We start from the raw sequence: 14,685 nt of genomic DNA on the forward strand, positions 1-14,685 counted from the left end.
CGCAAGATTCATGCAAAGAGAAGAGTTAACGCGTGACCCCAAATTGGCCAATCCCTTGGTGCTGGCTTTCCTGGGCGACGCCACTTACTCACACTGTGTCCGTTATCACCTGATCGCTCGAGGTCTGGTAAAGCCGAATCTGTTGCATCGGGAAGCGAATCGGTACGTATCGGCAAAAGCGCAGGCGCGCATTTTGCTGACGCTCTTGCCGACGCTGACAGAAGAAGAGCAATCCGTGGTGAAACGGGGACGAAATGCCAAGTCCGGATCAGTGGCCAAAAATGCGGATATTATCGACTACCGACATGCCACGGCTTTTGAAGCGCTGATCGGGTACTTATATTTGCACGAGCGGGAAGACCGGATCGCGCAAATCATGCAGCAAGCGTTTGCCATAGTGGAAGGAGAACAGAACGGATGAGTGAAGAACGCAAGAATGAAGAATGGATCGTCGGGAAGAATCCGGTCATCGAAGCGCTGCGTTCCGGCCGGACGATCAACAAGATCTGGATGGCCGAAGGGACGAATAAAAATCTGATGGGTCCGATTTTTTCGCTGGCCAAGGATCAGGGAGTCGTGATCACGACGGCCAACCGCAAAAAGCTGGACCAGCTGGCAGGAACGGAAAGCCACCAAGGCGTCATTGCGTCAGTGGCGGCTTATGATTACGTGGAAGTCGAGGATATTTTGGCGCGGGCAAAAGAAAATGAGCAGGTTCCTTTTCTGTTGATCCTGGATGAGCTGGAGGATCCGCATAATCTCGGGTCCATTTTGCGGACGGCTGATGCGGTAGGCGCGCACGGGGTGATTATTCCGAAACGCCGCTCGGTAAGCTTGACTGCAACCGTGGCCAAATCATCGGCAGGGGCAGTGGAGTATGTTCCGGTCGCGCGGGTCACCAATCTGGTGCGCACGATCGAAGAGTTGAAAGAACAAGGGATCTGGATTGCGGGGACAGATGCATCCGCACGCCAAGATTTCCGCGAGGGCGACTACACGATGCCGCTCGCTTTGGTGATTGGCAGTGAAGGCAAAGGAATCAGCAGACTGGTACGCGAAAACTGTGACTTTTTGTATAGCTTGCCGATGGTTGGACAAGTTACGTCACTCAACGCCTCTGTTGCTGCAGCCCTGCTGATGTACGAAGTATACCGTGCGAGGAACCCGCTCTTATCGAAGGTGAAATGAGATGGCTTCCAGAAGCAAAAAGTCGAAGTCACTGCTGATTGTGGATGGGTATAACATCATCGGGGCCTGGCCCGAGCTGCGCGCTTTGAAAGATCAGGAGCGAATGGACGAAGCGCGCGACCTGCTCATCTCCAAGCTGGCTGAATATCAGGGCTTTTCGGGTATCAAGGTCTTGGTCGTATTTGACGCCTATTCGGTTCCGGGAATCGGCAAAAAACTGAAAGACTATCAGATTGATATTTATTACACCGCGGAAAAAGAGACGGCGGACGAAAAAATCGAGAAGCTGGTCGGCCAGTTTTATGAAAAAAATCGACAAATTTATGTAGCAACGTCGGATTTAACCTCGCAATGGGTGATTTTTGGACAGGGTGCCCTGCGCAAATCGGCAAGGGAGTTACTGTTAGACATAGAAAGTGTAGGGAAAGAAATTAAGGAGCAAGTGAAGAAAACACACGAAGAACGCTTCAGCTCAAGGATTCCGCTCAATGACGAAATCGCAAAAATTTTCGAAAAATGGCGAAGGGAATAAAAGAGAGTTTGTTGACGCTTTTTTATGGCGTCATGTATAATAACGATATTGTTGTGGGAAATCAGTCGCCGGAGGGATAGTCGTGAGCGTTGACCTCAAGGAGTTGAAACTTACCCAGTATGATCTGATGTCCGATGAAGAAGTTGTAGACCTTGTAAAAGATAACGACGCTGAGGCTTTGGAATACCTGATCCACAAATATAAAAATTTCGTTCGTGCCAAGGCTCGTTCCTATTTTCTGATTGGGGCCGACCGTGAAGATATCGTGCAGGAAGGCATGATCGGTCTTTATAAATCGATCCGGGATTTTCGAGGAGATAAACTCACGTCTTTCAAGGCTTTTGCGGAGTTGTGCATCACTCGCCAGATTATTACGGCGATTAAAACGGCTACACGCCAGAAGCATATTCCGTTAAATTCCTACGTTTCATTGGACAAGCCTATTTATGATGAAGATTCCGATCGTACCTTGCTGGATGTTATCTGCGGCACAAAAGTCACCGATCCGGAAGAGTTGTTTATCAATCGCGAAGAGTTTGATGATATCGAAGGAAAGATGAGCGAGATCTTGAGTGAGCTGGAGCGTCAAGTGCTCATGCTTTACTTGGATGGGCGATCCTATCAGCAAATTGCTGAGGAGCTGGACCGTCACGTCAAGTCTATCGATAACGCGCTGCAACGTGTCAAACGCAAGCTCGAGCGATATCTGGAAGGTAGAGAGATCCACCTCTAAGGTTAAGGGTCTCTCTTTTTTTGTCCTGAAAGTAGTATTCGCTGTAATCGACTTTTTTCCTGTTTTTTCGTCAAAAAAAATTATTTGCATTTGGAGCAAAAAAAGGTTATGTTGTCAAGATGTTTTGTTGACATGGACGAAGTGGTGTGATAAATTTGTTTAGGTAGCCATAGAGAGATTATCTATGGTTACTTCTTTGCGATGGATACAGGAAAAAAGTAGCGGTTTTTCCCGTAGGTTTTTTTATTTTTAGTAAGAAACGCAGGTTTGAAATGAGACGGAGGTGGCAATGATGCGAGTAAACTTAACGTTGGCGTGCACCGAATGTGGTGAGCGTAACTATATCTCTACAAAAAACAAGCGTACTAACCCTGAACGCATCGAAATGAAGAAATATTGCTCCCGCGATAAAAAGCATACCCTTCATCGCGAGACGAAGTAAGTATGGACGCGACGAAGTCTGGGGGTGGCACTGTGGGTTTCTTGGCAAGAATCGGAGCAGGGTTTCGCCGAACAGGTTCGTTTTTCGGTGAAGTAATGTCTGAACTGAAAAAAGTCCGTTGGCCGAACCGCAAAGAGCTGACGACCTACACGGTAGTTGTTTTGGTGACGGTTGTCATCATGGCAGTGTTTTTCTGGCTGATTGATTTGGGCATTTCTCGTTTGATTGACCTCATCTTACGCTAGTAACTATTCGGAATTTGGGAGGGACGGACGATTAGCGTCCTCGTGGATATGGAAAAAGCTTGGTATGTCGTTCATACCTACTCCGGGTATGAAAACAAGGTGAAGACGAATCTGGAGAAACGCGTTGAGTCGATGGGCATGGAAGACAAGATCTTCCGCGTGCTGGTACCTACGGAAGAAGAAGTGGAAACGAAGGACGGCAAAAAACGCACCGTCACAAAAAAGGTTTTTCCTGGTTACGTGCTTGTTGAGATGGTGATGACAGACGACTCTTGGTATGTCGTGCGCAACACCCCTGGAGTAACGGGCTTTGTCGGATCCTCGGGGTCTGGTTCTAAACCGACTTCGTTGCGCCCGGAAGAGGCCGATTCAATTCTCAAGCAAATGGGCTTCGAGCTCCCGAAAATACGGGTGGATTACGAGTTGCGCGATATGGTTCGTGTGGCGGATGGTCCGTTTACTGGCCGTACAGGAGAAATCATCGAGATTCACCCAGATCGTCAGAAGGTTCGCGTGCTGGTCGACATTTTCGGACGCGAGACACCGGTAGAGCTGGACTTTACGCAGGTTCAAAAACTGGATTAGGAATCACCTTGAAATTGGGACACGTATGTGGTACATTTCAAGATGGTTTTCATGAGATGCCTAACATTATCTAAAAAGATGCGGTTTCCCGTACTCTCACTATAGATCCGGAAGTCTTACATACGTTGAGGCTTTCACACCAAAAGTGGGAGGGGGTATTCCCCCGCATAACCACAATTCGAAGCAAGGAGGTGTATTTACGTGGCTAAAAAGGTTATCCGCGTAATTAAACTACAAATCCCAGCAGGTAAAGCGAATCCTGCACCTCCAGTTGGTCCGGCACTCGGTCAAGCTGGTGTAAACATCATGGGCTTCTGCAAAGAGTTCAACGCTCGTACAGAGTCCGAAGTAGGAATGATCATTCCAGTAGAAATTACTGTGTTTGAAGACCGTTCCTTCACATTCATCACAAAAACTCCGCCAGCAGCAGTTCTCTTGAAAAAAGCAGCAGGTATCGAATCCGGTTCCGGTGTGCCTAACAAGACAAAAGTTGCTACATTGAAGCGCGATAAAGTACGTGAGATTGCGGAACTGAAACGCCCTGACCTGAATGCAGCTACTGTTGAAGCAGCTATGCGCATGGTTGAAGGAACAGCTCGTTCCATGGGTATCGTAATCGAAGACTAATTGTCGTTGTTGCCGCGGGGTGCATCTGTACCCCGCGCGTTTGTGGGAGGATTAAACCGCTACGACCACATTGAAGGGAGATCTATCTACGATGGCTAAACGTGGTAAAAAATATCAAGAAGCTATTAAGCTGATTGACAAGAATAAAGTATACGAAGTAGTTGAAGGTATCGAGCTCGTGAAAAAAGCGGCTTCCGCGAAATTCGACGAGACTGTAGAAGCAGCATTCCGTTTGGGTGTAGACCCTAAACGGGCTGACCAACAAATCCGCGGTGCGGTTGTATTGCCGCACGGTACTGGTAAAGTACAACGCGTTCTTGTTTTCGCAAAAGGCGAAAAAGCAAAAGAAGCTGAAGCTGCGGGCGCAGACTATGTAGGCGAATCCGACATGATCAGCAAAATTCAAGGCGGTTGGTTCGACTTTGACGTAGTCGTAGCTACCCCTGACATGATGGGTGAAGTAGGTAAATTGGGTCGTGTACTCGGTCCAAAAGGCCTCATGCCAAACCCGAAAACAGGTACAGTTACTTTCGATGTAACCAAAGCTGTTAACGAAATCAAAGCGGGTAAAATCGAATACCGCGTTGATAAAGCTGGTAACATCCACGCTCCTATCGGAAAAGCATCCTTCGACGCTGACAAACTGGCTGAGAACCTGGCTGCATTGACTGAAGCGTTGAACCGTGCAAAACCGGCTGCAGCGAAAGGTGTTTACATGAGAAACGTATCCATCAGCTCCACTATGGGTCCTGGTGTACGCGTAGCTGTAAAATAATAACGTTTGACTTCTGGTTTAGAAGTTGATAGTATAGTCGATGTTGATTAAAAAAGTATAGTGTCATGCCGTAGACAGAAGGTGCTTCGCTTGCCTCGCAAGCCAAGCTTAATATCCCTCCGAGGCGTGTAGTGGATAGATTTGATTGAAACAGGATTGTTTCTTTTAAAATAACCATTATGCCCTCGCGAGCGAAAGTCTGCGAGGGCATTGCTTTTATCCATTAGCTTTACGGGAGGTGTATTCCATGGCAGAAATTCGTCCTACAGTTATCCGTGAAGAGAAAGTACAAGCGGTTAACGAAATCGCTACGAAACTTCGCGAAAGCCAATCCACAGTCGTGGCTGACTATCGCGGTCTGACAGTAGCACAAGTGACTGAACTTCGTAAACAACTGCGTGAAGCAGGCGTAGAATTCAAGGTTTACAAAAACTCCTTGACTCGTCTGGCTACAGCACAAGAAAACCTGACTGAATTGGATGCGCAACTGACTGGTCCAAACGCGATTGCGTTCTCGAAAGAAGATGTAATTGCACCGGCAAAAGTACTCGCTGATTTTGCGAAGAAAAATGAAAAGCTGGAGATCAAAGGTGGCGTTATCGAAGGGAAAGTAGTCGATGCTGATCAAATCAAAGCACTGGCTGCATTGCCTTCCCGCGAAGGTCTCTTGTCCATGCTGCTCAGCGTGCTCCAAGCACCTGTACGCAACTTCGCGCTTGCTGTTAAAGCAGTTGCGGATCAAAAAGAAGAGCAAGGCGCGTAATCGCAGTCGCGAACGCAAAAGTTTCAACACTAAACTTTATCTCATGATGGGAGGATTATCATAATGTCTAAAGAGCAAATCTTAGAAGCGATTAAAGGTATGTCCGTTTTGGAACTGAACGATCTGGTTAAAGCAATCGAGGAAGAATTCGGTGTAACTGCTGCAGCTCCAGTAGCTGTAGTTGCTGGTGGCGCTGCTGAAGCGGCTGCTGAGCAAACTGAATTCACTGTTAACCTCGTTAGCGGTGGAGCTTCCAAAATCAACGTAATCAAAGTTGTTCGCGAGCTGACTGGCTTGGGTCTGAAAGAAGCAAAAGACCTGGTAGACAACGCTCCAAAAACACTCAAAGAGGGCGTTTCCAAAGACGAAGCAGAATCCCTCAAAGCGAAACTCGAAGAAGCTGGCGCAACTGTAGAAGTAAAATAAGTTAGCGTATGCTGATCGATAAACCCCTTGCCAATTGGCGGGGGGTTTTCTATAGCCCAAGGATTCCCACACGGCAGGAGAGGACTTTTGTCTGTGTGGGTTTTCTTCAATCAGTAGAGTCGAACCGTTGAAAGGTGGAGAAGCTGTTGAACAATCATTACTACACCAATAAACCGGATCTGCACCATGAAGAAAAAACGTTTACTTTTGAATTGCGGGGGATAACGCTGCGCTTTACTACGGATGCGGGAGTGTTTTCGCGGGATCGGATTGATTATGGGAGTGTCCTTTTAATTGAAACGATGCGCATTCCATCGAACGCACGTGTGCTGGACGTTGGGTGTGGATACGGACCGATCGGTTTTTCGGCGGCAAAACTGGCAGTAGACGGTTCGGTGACAATGATCGACATTAACGAACGCGCGGTAGAGTTAGCTCGCAGAAATGCGGAGATCAACGGTATTCACAATGTGACGATTCAAGTCAGCGATGTATATGAGAAGGTGCAAGGCCAAGAATTCGATATCATTTTGACGAATCCGCCGATCCGGGCGGGGAAAGACATTGTACATAGAATTTTTGTCGAAGGGTATGAGCTTCTCAGGGATGGCGGCGAAATGTGGGTGGTTATTCAGAAGAAGCAGGGAGCGCCATCTGCGTTGAAAAAGTTGCAGGAAACCTACAGCGAGGTAGAAGAGGTCGAGAAAAGCAAAGGATATTACATCTACCGAGCGATTAAATAAAGTTTTGATGTCAATAACTTTCATTTCCATACTTGACGTTAAATTTTGGTTGTGGTAACATTGTAAAATGTCAATATGGGTTTATTGTCTATTTTTTAGCAATTCCTGATTTGTCAACCTTTTTTTCTCTTTTTTTAACCGAGGAGGAATGTAGGTGTAAATAGTTGGGAAATCTTTTAAAATAGAGTTTCTTTGGGTTAAAAATGGTGTTACTGGTTTAACCCATTTTTATTTTTGCGAAAAACGGTTTACGCCGTTTTTAGCGGATGGATGGCAAAACGCTATTTCATCTGCATTTTCCGCAACTGTGACTTCGCCAAAAACCCTGGCGCAGTCAAGATTTCTCATGCATGCACGAAAAACTGAGGGGTGAATGAGTTGGCAGGTAAAGTAATTCAATGCGGCCGACACCGCCAGCGTCGCACGTATTCGCGCATTAACGAAGTACTGGGATTGCCCAATCTAATCGAAATCCAACAAAAGTCTTACCAGTGGTTCTTAGATGAAGGGCTGAGAGAAATGTTCCAAGATATTTCTCCGATTCAGGACTTCACTGGCAATCTGGTGCTGGAATTTATTGATTACAGTTTGGGAGAACCGAAGTACGATGTCGATGAGTCGAAAGAACGTGACGTTACATATGCAGCGCCACTGCGCGTAAAAGTCCGTCTTTTGAACAAGGAGACAGGAGAAGTGAAGGAACAGGAAGTGTTCATGGGTGATTTCCCGCTCATGACCGAGACCGGTACCTTCATCATCAACGGCGCTGAGCGTGTTATCGTCAGTCAGCTCGTTCGCTCTCCTAGTGTTTACTATAATCAGAAAGTGGACAAAAATGGTAAGCAGGCCTTCACTGCAACGGTCATTCCAAACCGCGGTGCTTGGTTGGAACTGGAGACAGATGCGAAGGACGTGATTTACGTCCGCATTGACCGTACCCGTAAAATACCGGTTACGGTGCTTCTGCGTGCTTTGGGCTTTAGCTCCGATGTAGAGATTCTCAACCTGCTGGGTGAAGATGAATACATCAAAAACACGCTCGAGAAAGACAACACGGATTCCACAGAGAAAGCGCTCATCGAAATCTATGAGCGTCTGCGTCCGGGTGAGCCGCCAACCGTAGATAACGCGAAGAGCTTGCTCGTTTCCCGTTTCTTTGATCCGAAGCGTTACGACTTGGCTTCTGTAGGTCGTTACAAAATGAATAAAAAGCTGAACATCAAAAACCGTCTGTACAACCAACGTCTCGCTGAAACCTTGGTCGATACCAGAACGGGTGAAATCATCGCGGAAGCTGGTCAAATCGTGGATCGCCGCGTGATGGACCGTATCCAGCAAGCGCTGGAAGAAAGCGTTGGTTTCATTGATGTTCGTTCCCATGGTGGCGTCTTGGAAGACGAAACCATTACTTTGCAATCCATCAACATCTTCGCACCGAATGAAGATGGGAAAATCATCAAAGTGATTGCCAATGGAAAAATCGATAAAACGGTCAAACACATCACGCCAGCGGATATCGTAGCTTCCATCAACTACTTTATCAACCTGCTGCACGGTGTTGGTTCTACCGATGATATCGACCACTTGGGCAACCGCCGTCTGCGTTCCGTGGGTGAACTGCTGCAGAACCAATTCCGCATCGGTCTTTCCCGTATGGAGCGTGTCGTGCGTGAGCGCATGTCCATTCAAGACCAAAACCAAATCACTCCGCAAGCATTGATCAACATCCGTCCTGTGATCGCGGCGATCAAGGAGTTCTTCGGAAGCTCCCAGCTGTCCCAGTTCATGGACCAAACGAACCCGCTTGCTGAGCTGACGCATAAGCGCCGTCTTTCCGCACTGGGTCCTGGTGGTTTGACTCGTGAGCGCGCGGGCTTCGAAGTGCGCGACGTTCACCATTCCCACTACGGTCGCATGTGTCCAATTGAGACGCCAGAGGGACCAAACATTGGTTTGATTAACTCGCTGTCTTCTTATGCGCGCATTAACGACTACGGCTTTATCGAGACACCTCGTCGTAAAGTCGATCCGGAAACCGGTCGTGTACTCGAAGAGATCGCCTATCTGACTGCGGATGAAGAAGACGTGTTTAACGTTGCTCAGGCGAACCAGCCTCTCGAGGAAGACGGACGATTCAGCAACGAGCAAGTGCTTTGCCGTCGTAAAGGTGAAAACTTGTTCATTCCGCGTGATAAAGTCGATTATATGGACGTATCGCCGAAGCAAGTTGTTTCCGTTGCGACCGCGTTGATTCCGTTCCTGGAAAACGACGACGCCAACCGCGCCCTGATGGGATCTAACATGCAGCGTCAAGCTGTGCCACTGTTGATTCCGCAAGCACCGTTTGTTGGTACCGGTATGGAGCACAAAGCTGCACAGGATTCTGGCGTAGCGATTGTTGCGAAGCATCCGGGACAGGTAGAACGAGTCACCGCTCGTGAAATCTGGATTCGTCGTTACAAAGAGATCGATGGTAAGCAAGTAGCAGGCGATCTTGATAAGTACAAATTGCACAAGTTTATCCGCTCCAACCAAGGTACCTGCATTAACCAACGTCCGATTGTGAAAACAGGCGACTGGGTAGTGCCGGGCGATATCGTTGCAGACGGTCCATCCACGGAAAAAGGGGAATTGGCACTTGGCCGCAACGTTATCGTAGCCTTCATGACGTGGGAAGGATACAACTACGAGGATGCGATTTTGCTTAGCGAAAAACTGGTAAAAGACGATGTGTATACATCGATCCATATTGAAGAATACGAATCCGAAGCACGTGACACCAAGCTCGGACCAGAAGAAATCACGCGTGACATCCCGAACGTGGGTGAAGACGCGCTGAAAAACCTGGATGAGCGCGGCATCGTACGCGTGGGTGCTGAGATTCAGGATGGCGACATTCTGGTTGGTAAAGTAACGCCGAAGGGTGTAACCGAGCTGACTGCTGAAGAGCGTTTGCTCCATGCGATCTTCGGTGAAAAAGCGCGTGAAGTACGCGATACTTCCCTGCGTGTGCCACACGGCGGCTCCGGTATTGTCGTGGATGTAAAAGTATTCACCCGTGAAAACGGTGATGAATTGCCTCCTGGCGTTAACCAATTGGTACGTGTTTACATCGCGCAAAAACGGAAAATCTCCGTTGGTGACAAGATGGCGGGACGCCATGGTAACAAAGGGGTTATCGCGCGGATCATGCCTGAAGAGGATATGCCATTCCTCCCAGACGGTTCGCCGGTTGAAATCGTATTGAACCCACTGGGCGTACCATCCCGGATGAATATCGGGCAGGTATTGGAGACGCACTTGGGTATGGCTGCGAAAATGCTCGGCATTCACGTTTCCACACCGGTATTTGACGGTGCGCGCCAAGAAGACGTATTTGAAACGCTGGAAGAAGCAGGTTTGGACCGAGATGGGAAAACCATTCTCTTTGACGGACGCACAGGCGAGCCATTCGATCGTCGCGTGACGGTAGGTTGCGTATACATGCTGAAGCTGGCTCACTTGGTTGACGACAAAATCCATGCTCGTTCAACTGGACCATACTCACTCGTTACCCAACAGCCTCTGGGAGGGAAAGCCCAGTTCGGCGGACAGCGTTTCGGGGAGATGGAGGTTTGGGCACTGGAAGCTTACGGTGCAGCGTACACCTTGCAAGAAATCCTTACCGTCAAATCCGACGACGTTGTTGGTCGCGTGAAGACGTACGAAGCGATTGTCAAAGGTGAAAACGTGCCGGAGCCAGGCGTTCCTGAATCGTTTAAGGTATTGATTAAAGAGCTGCAAAGCTTGGGTATGGACGTCAAGATCCTTTCCGAGGATGAGAAAGAGATTGAGATGCGTGAAATCGAGGATGAAGATGAAGGTGCAGGCGAGAAACTCAATCTCGTGCTCGAAGGTGGAAGCTTGGACGAAGAGTAAGATTCCGGTACAAGGGAGGTAACGCCCTGTGATTGACGTTAATAATTTCGAATATATGAAGATTGGGTTGGCTTCCCCCGAAAAGATCAGATCCTGGTCTTTCGGGGAAGTGAAAAAACCCGAAACCATCAACTACCGTACATTGAAACCGGAGAAAGACGGTTTGTTCTGTGAGCGTATCTTCGGTCCAACCAAGGACTGGGAGTGCCATTGCGGAAAATACAAGCGCGTCCGTTATAAGGGTGTCGTGTGCGATCGATGCGGTGTGGAAGTAACCCGCGCGAAAGTTCGCCGTGAGCGCATGGGGCATATCGAGCTCGCTGCCCCAGTTTCCCACATCTGGTATTTCAAAGGCATTCCAAGCCGTATGGGCCTTGTTCTTGACATGTCCCCGCGTTCCTTGGAAGAAGTCATTTATTTCGCATCCTATGTGGTGACCGATCCAGGCGATACTCCACTTGACAAGAAACAGCTCTTGTCGGAAAAAGAGTACCGCAACTATCGCGAAAAATACGGGTATGCGTTCCAAGCGATGATGGGTGCAGAAGCGATCAAGCGCCTGCTGGCCGAAATCGATCTGGACAAAGAAGTGGATCATCTGAAAGAAGAGCTGAAAACTGCGCAAGGCCAACGCCGCAACCGTGCGATCAAACGCCTTGAAGTGTTGGAGGCCTTCCGTAACTCCGGCAACCGTCCGGACTGGATGATCATGGATGTGCTCCCGGTTATTCCGCCGGAGCTGCGTCCGATGGTGCAATTGGATGGTGGACGTTTTGCCACTTCCGACTTGAACGATCTGTATCGTCGTGTGATCAACCGTAACAACCGCTTGAAGCGTTTGCTCGAGTTGGGCGCGCCTGATATCATCGTGCAAAACGAAAAACGCATGCTGCAAGAAGCGGTAGATGCGTTGATCGACAACGGTCGCCGCGGCCGCCCAGTAACCGGCCCTGGTAACCGTCCATTGAAATCTCTCAGCCATATGCTGAAGGGTAAACAAGGACGCTTCCGCCAAAACCTGCTGGGGAAACGTGTTGACTACTCGGGTCGTTCCGTTATCGTAGTGGGACCTAACCTGAAAATGTACCAATGCGGTCTGCCGAAGGAAATGGCGCTGGAGCTGTTCAAACCATTCGTAATGAAAGAGCTGGTCGCAAAAGGCCTCGCTCATAACATTAAAAGTGCGAAGCGCAAAGTAGAACGCGTTCAGCCGGAAGTATGGGACGTTCTCGAAGATGTCATCCGTGAACATCCAGTGCTCTTGAACCGTGCCCCCACTTTGCATAGACTTGGTATCCAGGCATTTGAACCGGTTCTGGTAGAAGGCCGTGCGATTCGTCTTCACCCGTTGGTATGTACCGCATACAACGCGGACTTCGACGGTGACCAGATGGCTGTTCACGTACCGCTCTCTGCAGAAGCACAAGCGGAAGCGCGCATCTTGATGCTTGCTGCGCAAAACATCTTGAACCCGAAAGATGGTAAGCCAGTTGTTACACCATCTCAGGACATGGTGCTTGGCTCCTACTATCTCACGCTTGAGCGCGAGGGAGACAAAGGGGAAGGCAGCGTATTCCGCGATCCGCACGATGCGATCGCAGCTTACCAAAACGGCTATATCAGCCTGCATACCCGAATTGCAGTGCCAGCGAACCGTCTTGGCAAGACATCCTTTACCGAAGAGCAAAACAAGGCGCTGTTGGTTACGACGCCAGGGAAAATCATCTTCAATGAAATTTTCCCGCCTGAGCTTCCGTTCATCAACGTGCCGACCAAAGCGAACCTGGCTCACAAAGTGCCGGATGAGTACTTCATCTTTGATAAAGGTGTAGACGTAAAAGAGTTTATCAAAGGCCTTCCAGACCTGGGGGCTGTTAAAAAAGGATTCTTGGGAACCATCATTTCGGAATGCTTCCAGCGTTTCGGTACCATGGAATCCGCAGTGATCCTTGATAAAATCAAAGAGCTTGGCTTCACTTATTCTACAAAAGCAGGTATCACCATTGCCGTTTCCGACATTGTTGTGCCTGAGAAGAAGAAAGAAATTCTCGAAGAAGCCGATAAGAAGGTTGCCACTGTCTTGACGCAATATCGCCGCGGTTTGATCACGGACGATGAGCGTTATGACCGAGTGATCGCGATCTGGTCCAAAGCGAAGGACGAAGTAACGGAAGTTCTCATGAAATCCATGGATAAATTCAATGCGATCTTCATGATGGCGAACTCTGGTGCCCGCGGTAACGTGTCGCAGATTACACAGCTGGCAGGTATGCGCGGTCTGATGGCGAACCCATCCGGACGAATCATCGAGTTGCCGATCAAATCCAACTTCCGCGAAGGTCTAACCGTATTGGAATACTTCATCTCGACGCACGGTGCACGTAAAGGTCTTGCCGATACGGCGCTGCGTACAGCGGACTCGGGTTATCTGACTCGCCGTCTCGTAGACGTTGCGCAGGATGTCATTGTGCGTGAAGACGATTGTGGTACGGATAAAGGTATCCGTGTTTCCGCGATCAAGGATGGTAAGGAAGAAATTGAAAAGCTGTCCGATCGCCTTGTTGGTCGTACCTGCTTTGAAACCGTTCGCCATCCGGAAACAAACGAGATCCTCGTCAGACGCAATGAGGAAATTTCCGCGGATATGGCGGAGCATCTCGAGAAAATCGGCGTGAAAGAAGTATATATCCGTACCGTTCTCACTTGCCGCACCAACCACGGTGTATGTAAACGTTGCTATGGACGCAACCTGGCGACAGGCGCAGAGGTAGAAATCGGGGAAGCAGTCGGTATCATCGCTGCCCAATCGATTGGTGAGCCTGGAACACAGTTGACCATGCGTACGTTCCATACCGGTGGGGTTGCCGGAGACGATATTACCCAAGGTTTGCCGCGTATCCAAGAGTTGTTCGAAGCGCGCAATCCAAAAGGGCAAGCGGTTATTACTGAAATCGACGGGGAAGTTATCGATATTCGTGAAGGTAAGGACCGTCGTGAAATTGAAGTTCGCGGGGAAGCGGAAAACAAAGTCTACCCAGTGCCATATGGCTCTCGTATCAAGGTATCGGTCGGCAACCGACTGAATGCCGGTGACGAGCTGACAGAGGGTTCCGTAGATCCAAAGGAAATGCTGAAAGTTCGCGGTCAGCGCGGCGTATCCAACTACATCCTGCAAGAGGTACAAAAGGTGTACCGTATGCAAGGGGTAGAAATCAACGACAAGCACGTTGAGGTTATGATTCGCCAAATGCTGCGCAAGCTCCGTGTCATCGACAGCGGTGATACAGACTTGCTGCCAGGTTCTTTCGTAGAGGTGCATGAGTTCGAAGCGGCGAATGCGAAAGTGCTGATCGAAGGGAAAAACCCTGCAGTCGGCCGTCCGGTTCTGCTTGGTATTACCAAAGCATCGCTCGAGACGGATTCGTTCCTCTCCGCAGCATCGTTCCAGGAGACTACTCGTGTCTTGACGGATGCAGCGATCAAAGGAAAAGTAGACCGCCTGCTCGGTCTGAAAGAGAACGTGATTATCGGTAAACTGATTCCAGCAGGTACGGGTATGTCCCGTTACCGCAATACCAAGGTTCAATCTCGTGCCGAGTATGAAGCACAAGCAAATGAACTGGGTGCGGATGAGTTGGAAGCAGTATCGGTAGAGTAGAAGGAAGTCACTAGAAGCCCGTCACTGACGGGCTTCTTCTCTATCAATCG

General features: G+C 49.0%; 14 protein-coding genes and 1 other annotated feature. All 14 genes read left to right on the forward strand.

Annotation, left to right across the window (positions count from 1 at the left end):
• Positions 1-10: 10 nt before the first annotated feature.
• The 14 genes from EIZ37_RS21195 to rpoC all read left to right on the forward strand — a co-directional run bounded on the left by EIZ37_RS21195 (position 11) and on the right by rpoC (position 14,635).
• The gene (locus tag EIZ37_RS21195; protein ID WP_134686766.1) at positions 11-421 is read left to right on the forward strand and encodes a Mini-ribonuclease 3; all 411 of its coding nucleotides are present in this window, start codon (positions 11-13) and stop codon (positions 419-421) included.
• Entirely contained in the window at positions 418-1,188 is a 771-nt protein-coding gene (gene rlmB / locus EIZ37_RS21200) for a 23S rRNA (guanosine(2251)-2'-O)-methyltransferase RlmB (protein WP_134686767.1), read from the forward strand. The genes EIZ37_RS21195 and rlmB overlap by 4 nt, the downstream gene beginning before the upstream one ends.
• Position 1,189: 1 nt before the next feature.
• On the forward strand, positions 1,190-1,720 hold the full coding sequence (locus EIZ37_RS21205; RefSeq protein WP_134686768.1) for an NYN domain-containing protein: 531 nt from the start codon (positions 1,190-1,192) through the stop codon (positions 1,718-1,720).
• A gap of 82 nt (positions 1,721-1,802) precedes the next feature.
• Positions 1,803-2,453, forward strand: a complete 651-nt coding sequence (gene sigH / locus EIZ37_RS21210) for an RNA polymerase sporulation sigma factor SigH (protein ID WP_134686769.1) — start codon at positions 1,803-1,805, stop codon at positions 2,451-2,453.
• Positions 2,454-2,745: 292 nt separating this feature from the next.
• A complete protein-coding gene (gene rpmG, locus EIZ37_RS21215; RefSeq protein ID WP_134686826.1) occupies positions 2,746-2,895 on the forward strand; it encodes a 50S ribosomal protein L33 in 150 nt (49 codons plus the stop codon).
• Positions 2,896-2,927: 32 nt separating this feature from the next.
• Positions 2,928-3,140, forward strand: a complete 213-nt coding sequence (gene secE, locus EIZ37_RS21220; protein WP_167569072.1) for a preprotein translocase subunit SecE — start codon at positions 2,928-2,930, stop codon at positions 3,138-3,140.
• 48 nt (positions 3,141-3,188) lie between these two features.
• A complete protein-coding gene (nusG, locus tag EIZ37_RS21225) occupies positions 3,189-3,725 on the forward strand; it encodes a transcription termination/antitermination protein NusG (RefSeq protein ID WP_134686827.1) in 537 nt (178 codons plus the stop codon).
• Positions 3,726-3,926: 201 nt separating this feature from the next.
• Positions 3,927-4,352 (forward strand): 50S ribosomal protein L11, encoded by a 426-nt coding sequence (gene rplK / locus EIZ37_RS21230; protein ID WP_003392012.1) that lies wholly within the window; start codon positions 3,927-3,929, stop codon positions 4,350-4,352.
• A 91-nt stretch (positions 4,353-4,443) separates the two neighbouring features.
• Positions 4,444-5,127, forward strand: a complete 684-nt coding sequence (gene rplA, locus EIZ37_RS21235; RefSeq protein WP_134686771.1) for a 50S ribosomal protein L1 — start codon at positions 4,444-4,446, stop codon at positions 5,125-5,127.
• A gap of 50 nt (positions 5,128-5,177) precedes the next feature.
• Positions 5,178-5,351 (forward strand) — a sequence feature (ribosomal protein L10 leader region).
• A 23-nt stretch (positions 5,352-5,374) separates the two neighbouring features.
• Positions 5,375-5,890, forward strand: a complete 516-nt coding sequence (rplJ, locus tag EIZ37_RS21240) for a 50S ribosomal protein L10 (protein ID WP_134686772.1) — start codon at positions 5,375-5,377, stop codon at positions 5,888-5,890.
• Between the two features lie 63 nt (positions 5,891-5,953).
• Entirely contained in the window at positions 5,954-6,316 is a 363-nt protein-coding gene (rplL, locus tag EIZ37_RS21245; protein WP_134686773.1) for a 50S ribosomal protein L7/L12, read from the forward strand.
• A gap of 146 nt (positions 6,317-6,462) precedes the next feature.
• The gene (locus tag EIZ37_RS21250) at positions 6,463-7,059 is read left to right on the forward strand and encodes a class I SAM-dependent methyltransferase (protein ID WP_134686774.1); all 597 of its coding nucleotides are present in this window, start codon (positions 6,463-6,465) and stop codon (positions 7,057-7,059) included.
• 378 nt (positions 7,060-7,437) lie between these two features.
• Positions 7,438-10,977 carry a DNA-directed RNA polymerase subunit beta gene (gene rpoB / locus EIZ37_RS21255; protein WP_134686775.1) on the forward strand — a complete coding sequence of 1,180 codons (3,540 nt, stop codon included), beginning with the start codon at positions 7,438-7,440 and terminating at the stop codon, positions 10,975-10,977.
• 28 nt (positions 10,978-11,005) lie between these two features.
• Positions 11,006-14,635 (forward strand): DNA-directed RNA polymerase subunit beta', encoded by a 3,630-nt coding sequence (rpoC, locus tag EIZ37_RS21260; RefSeq protein ID WP_134686776.1) that lies wholly within the window; start codon positions 11,006-11,008, stop codon positions 14,633-14,635.
• Positions 14,636-14,685: the final 50 nt, after the last annotated feature.

Source organism: Brevibacillus migulae, assembly GCF_004521915.1.
GTDB classification, from domain to species: domain Bacteria; phylum Bacillota; class Bacilli; order Brevibacillales; family Brevibacillaceae; genus Brevibacillus_F; species Brevibacillus_F migulae.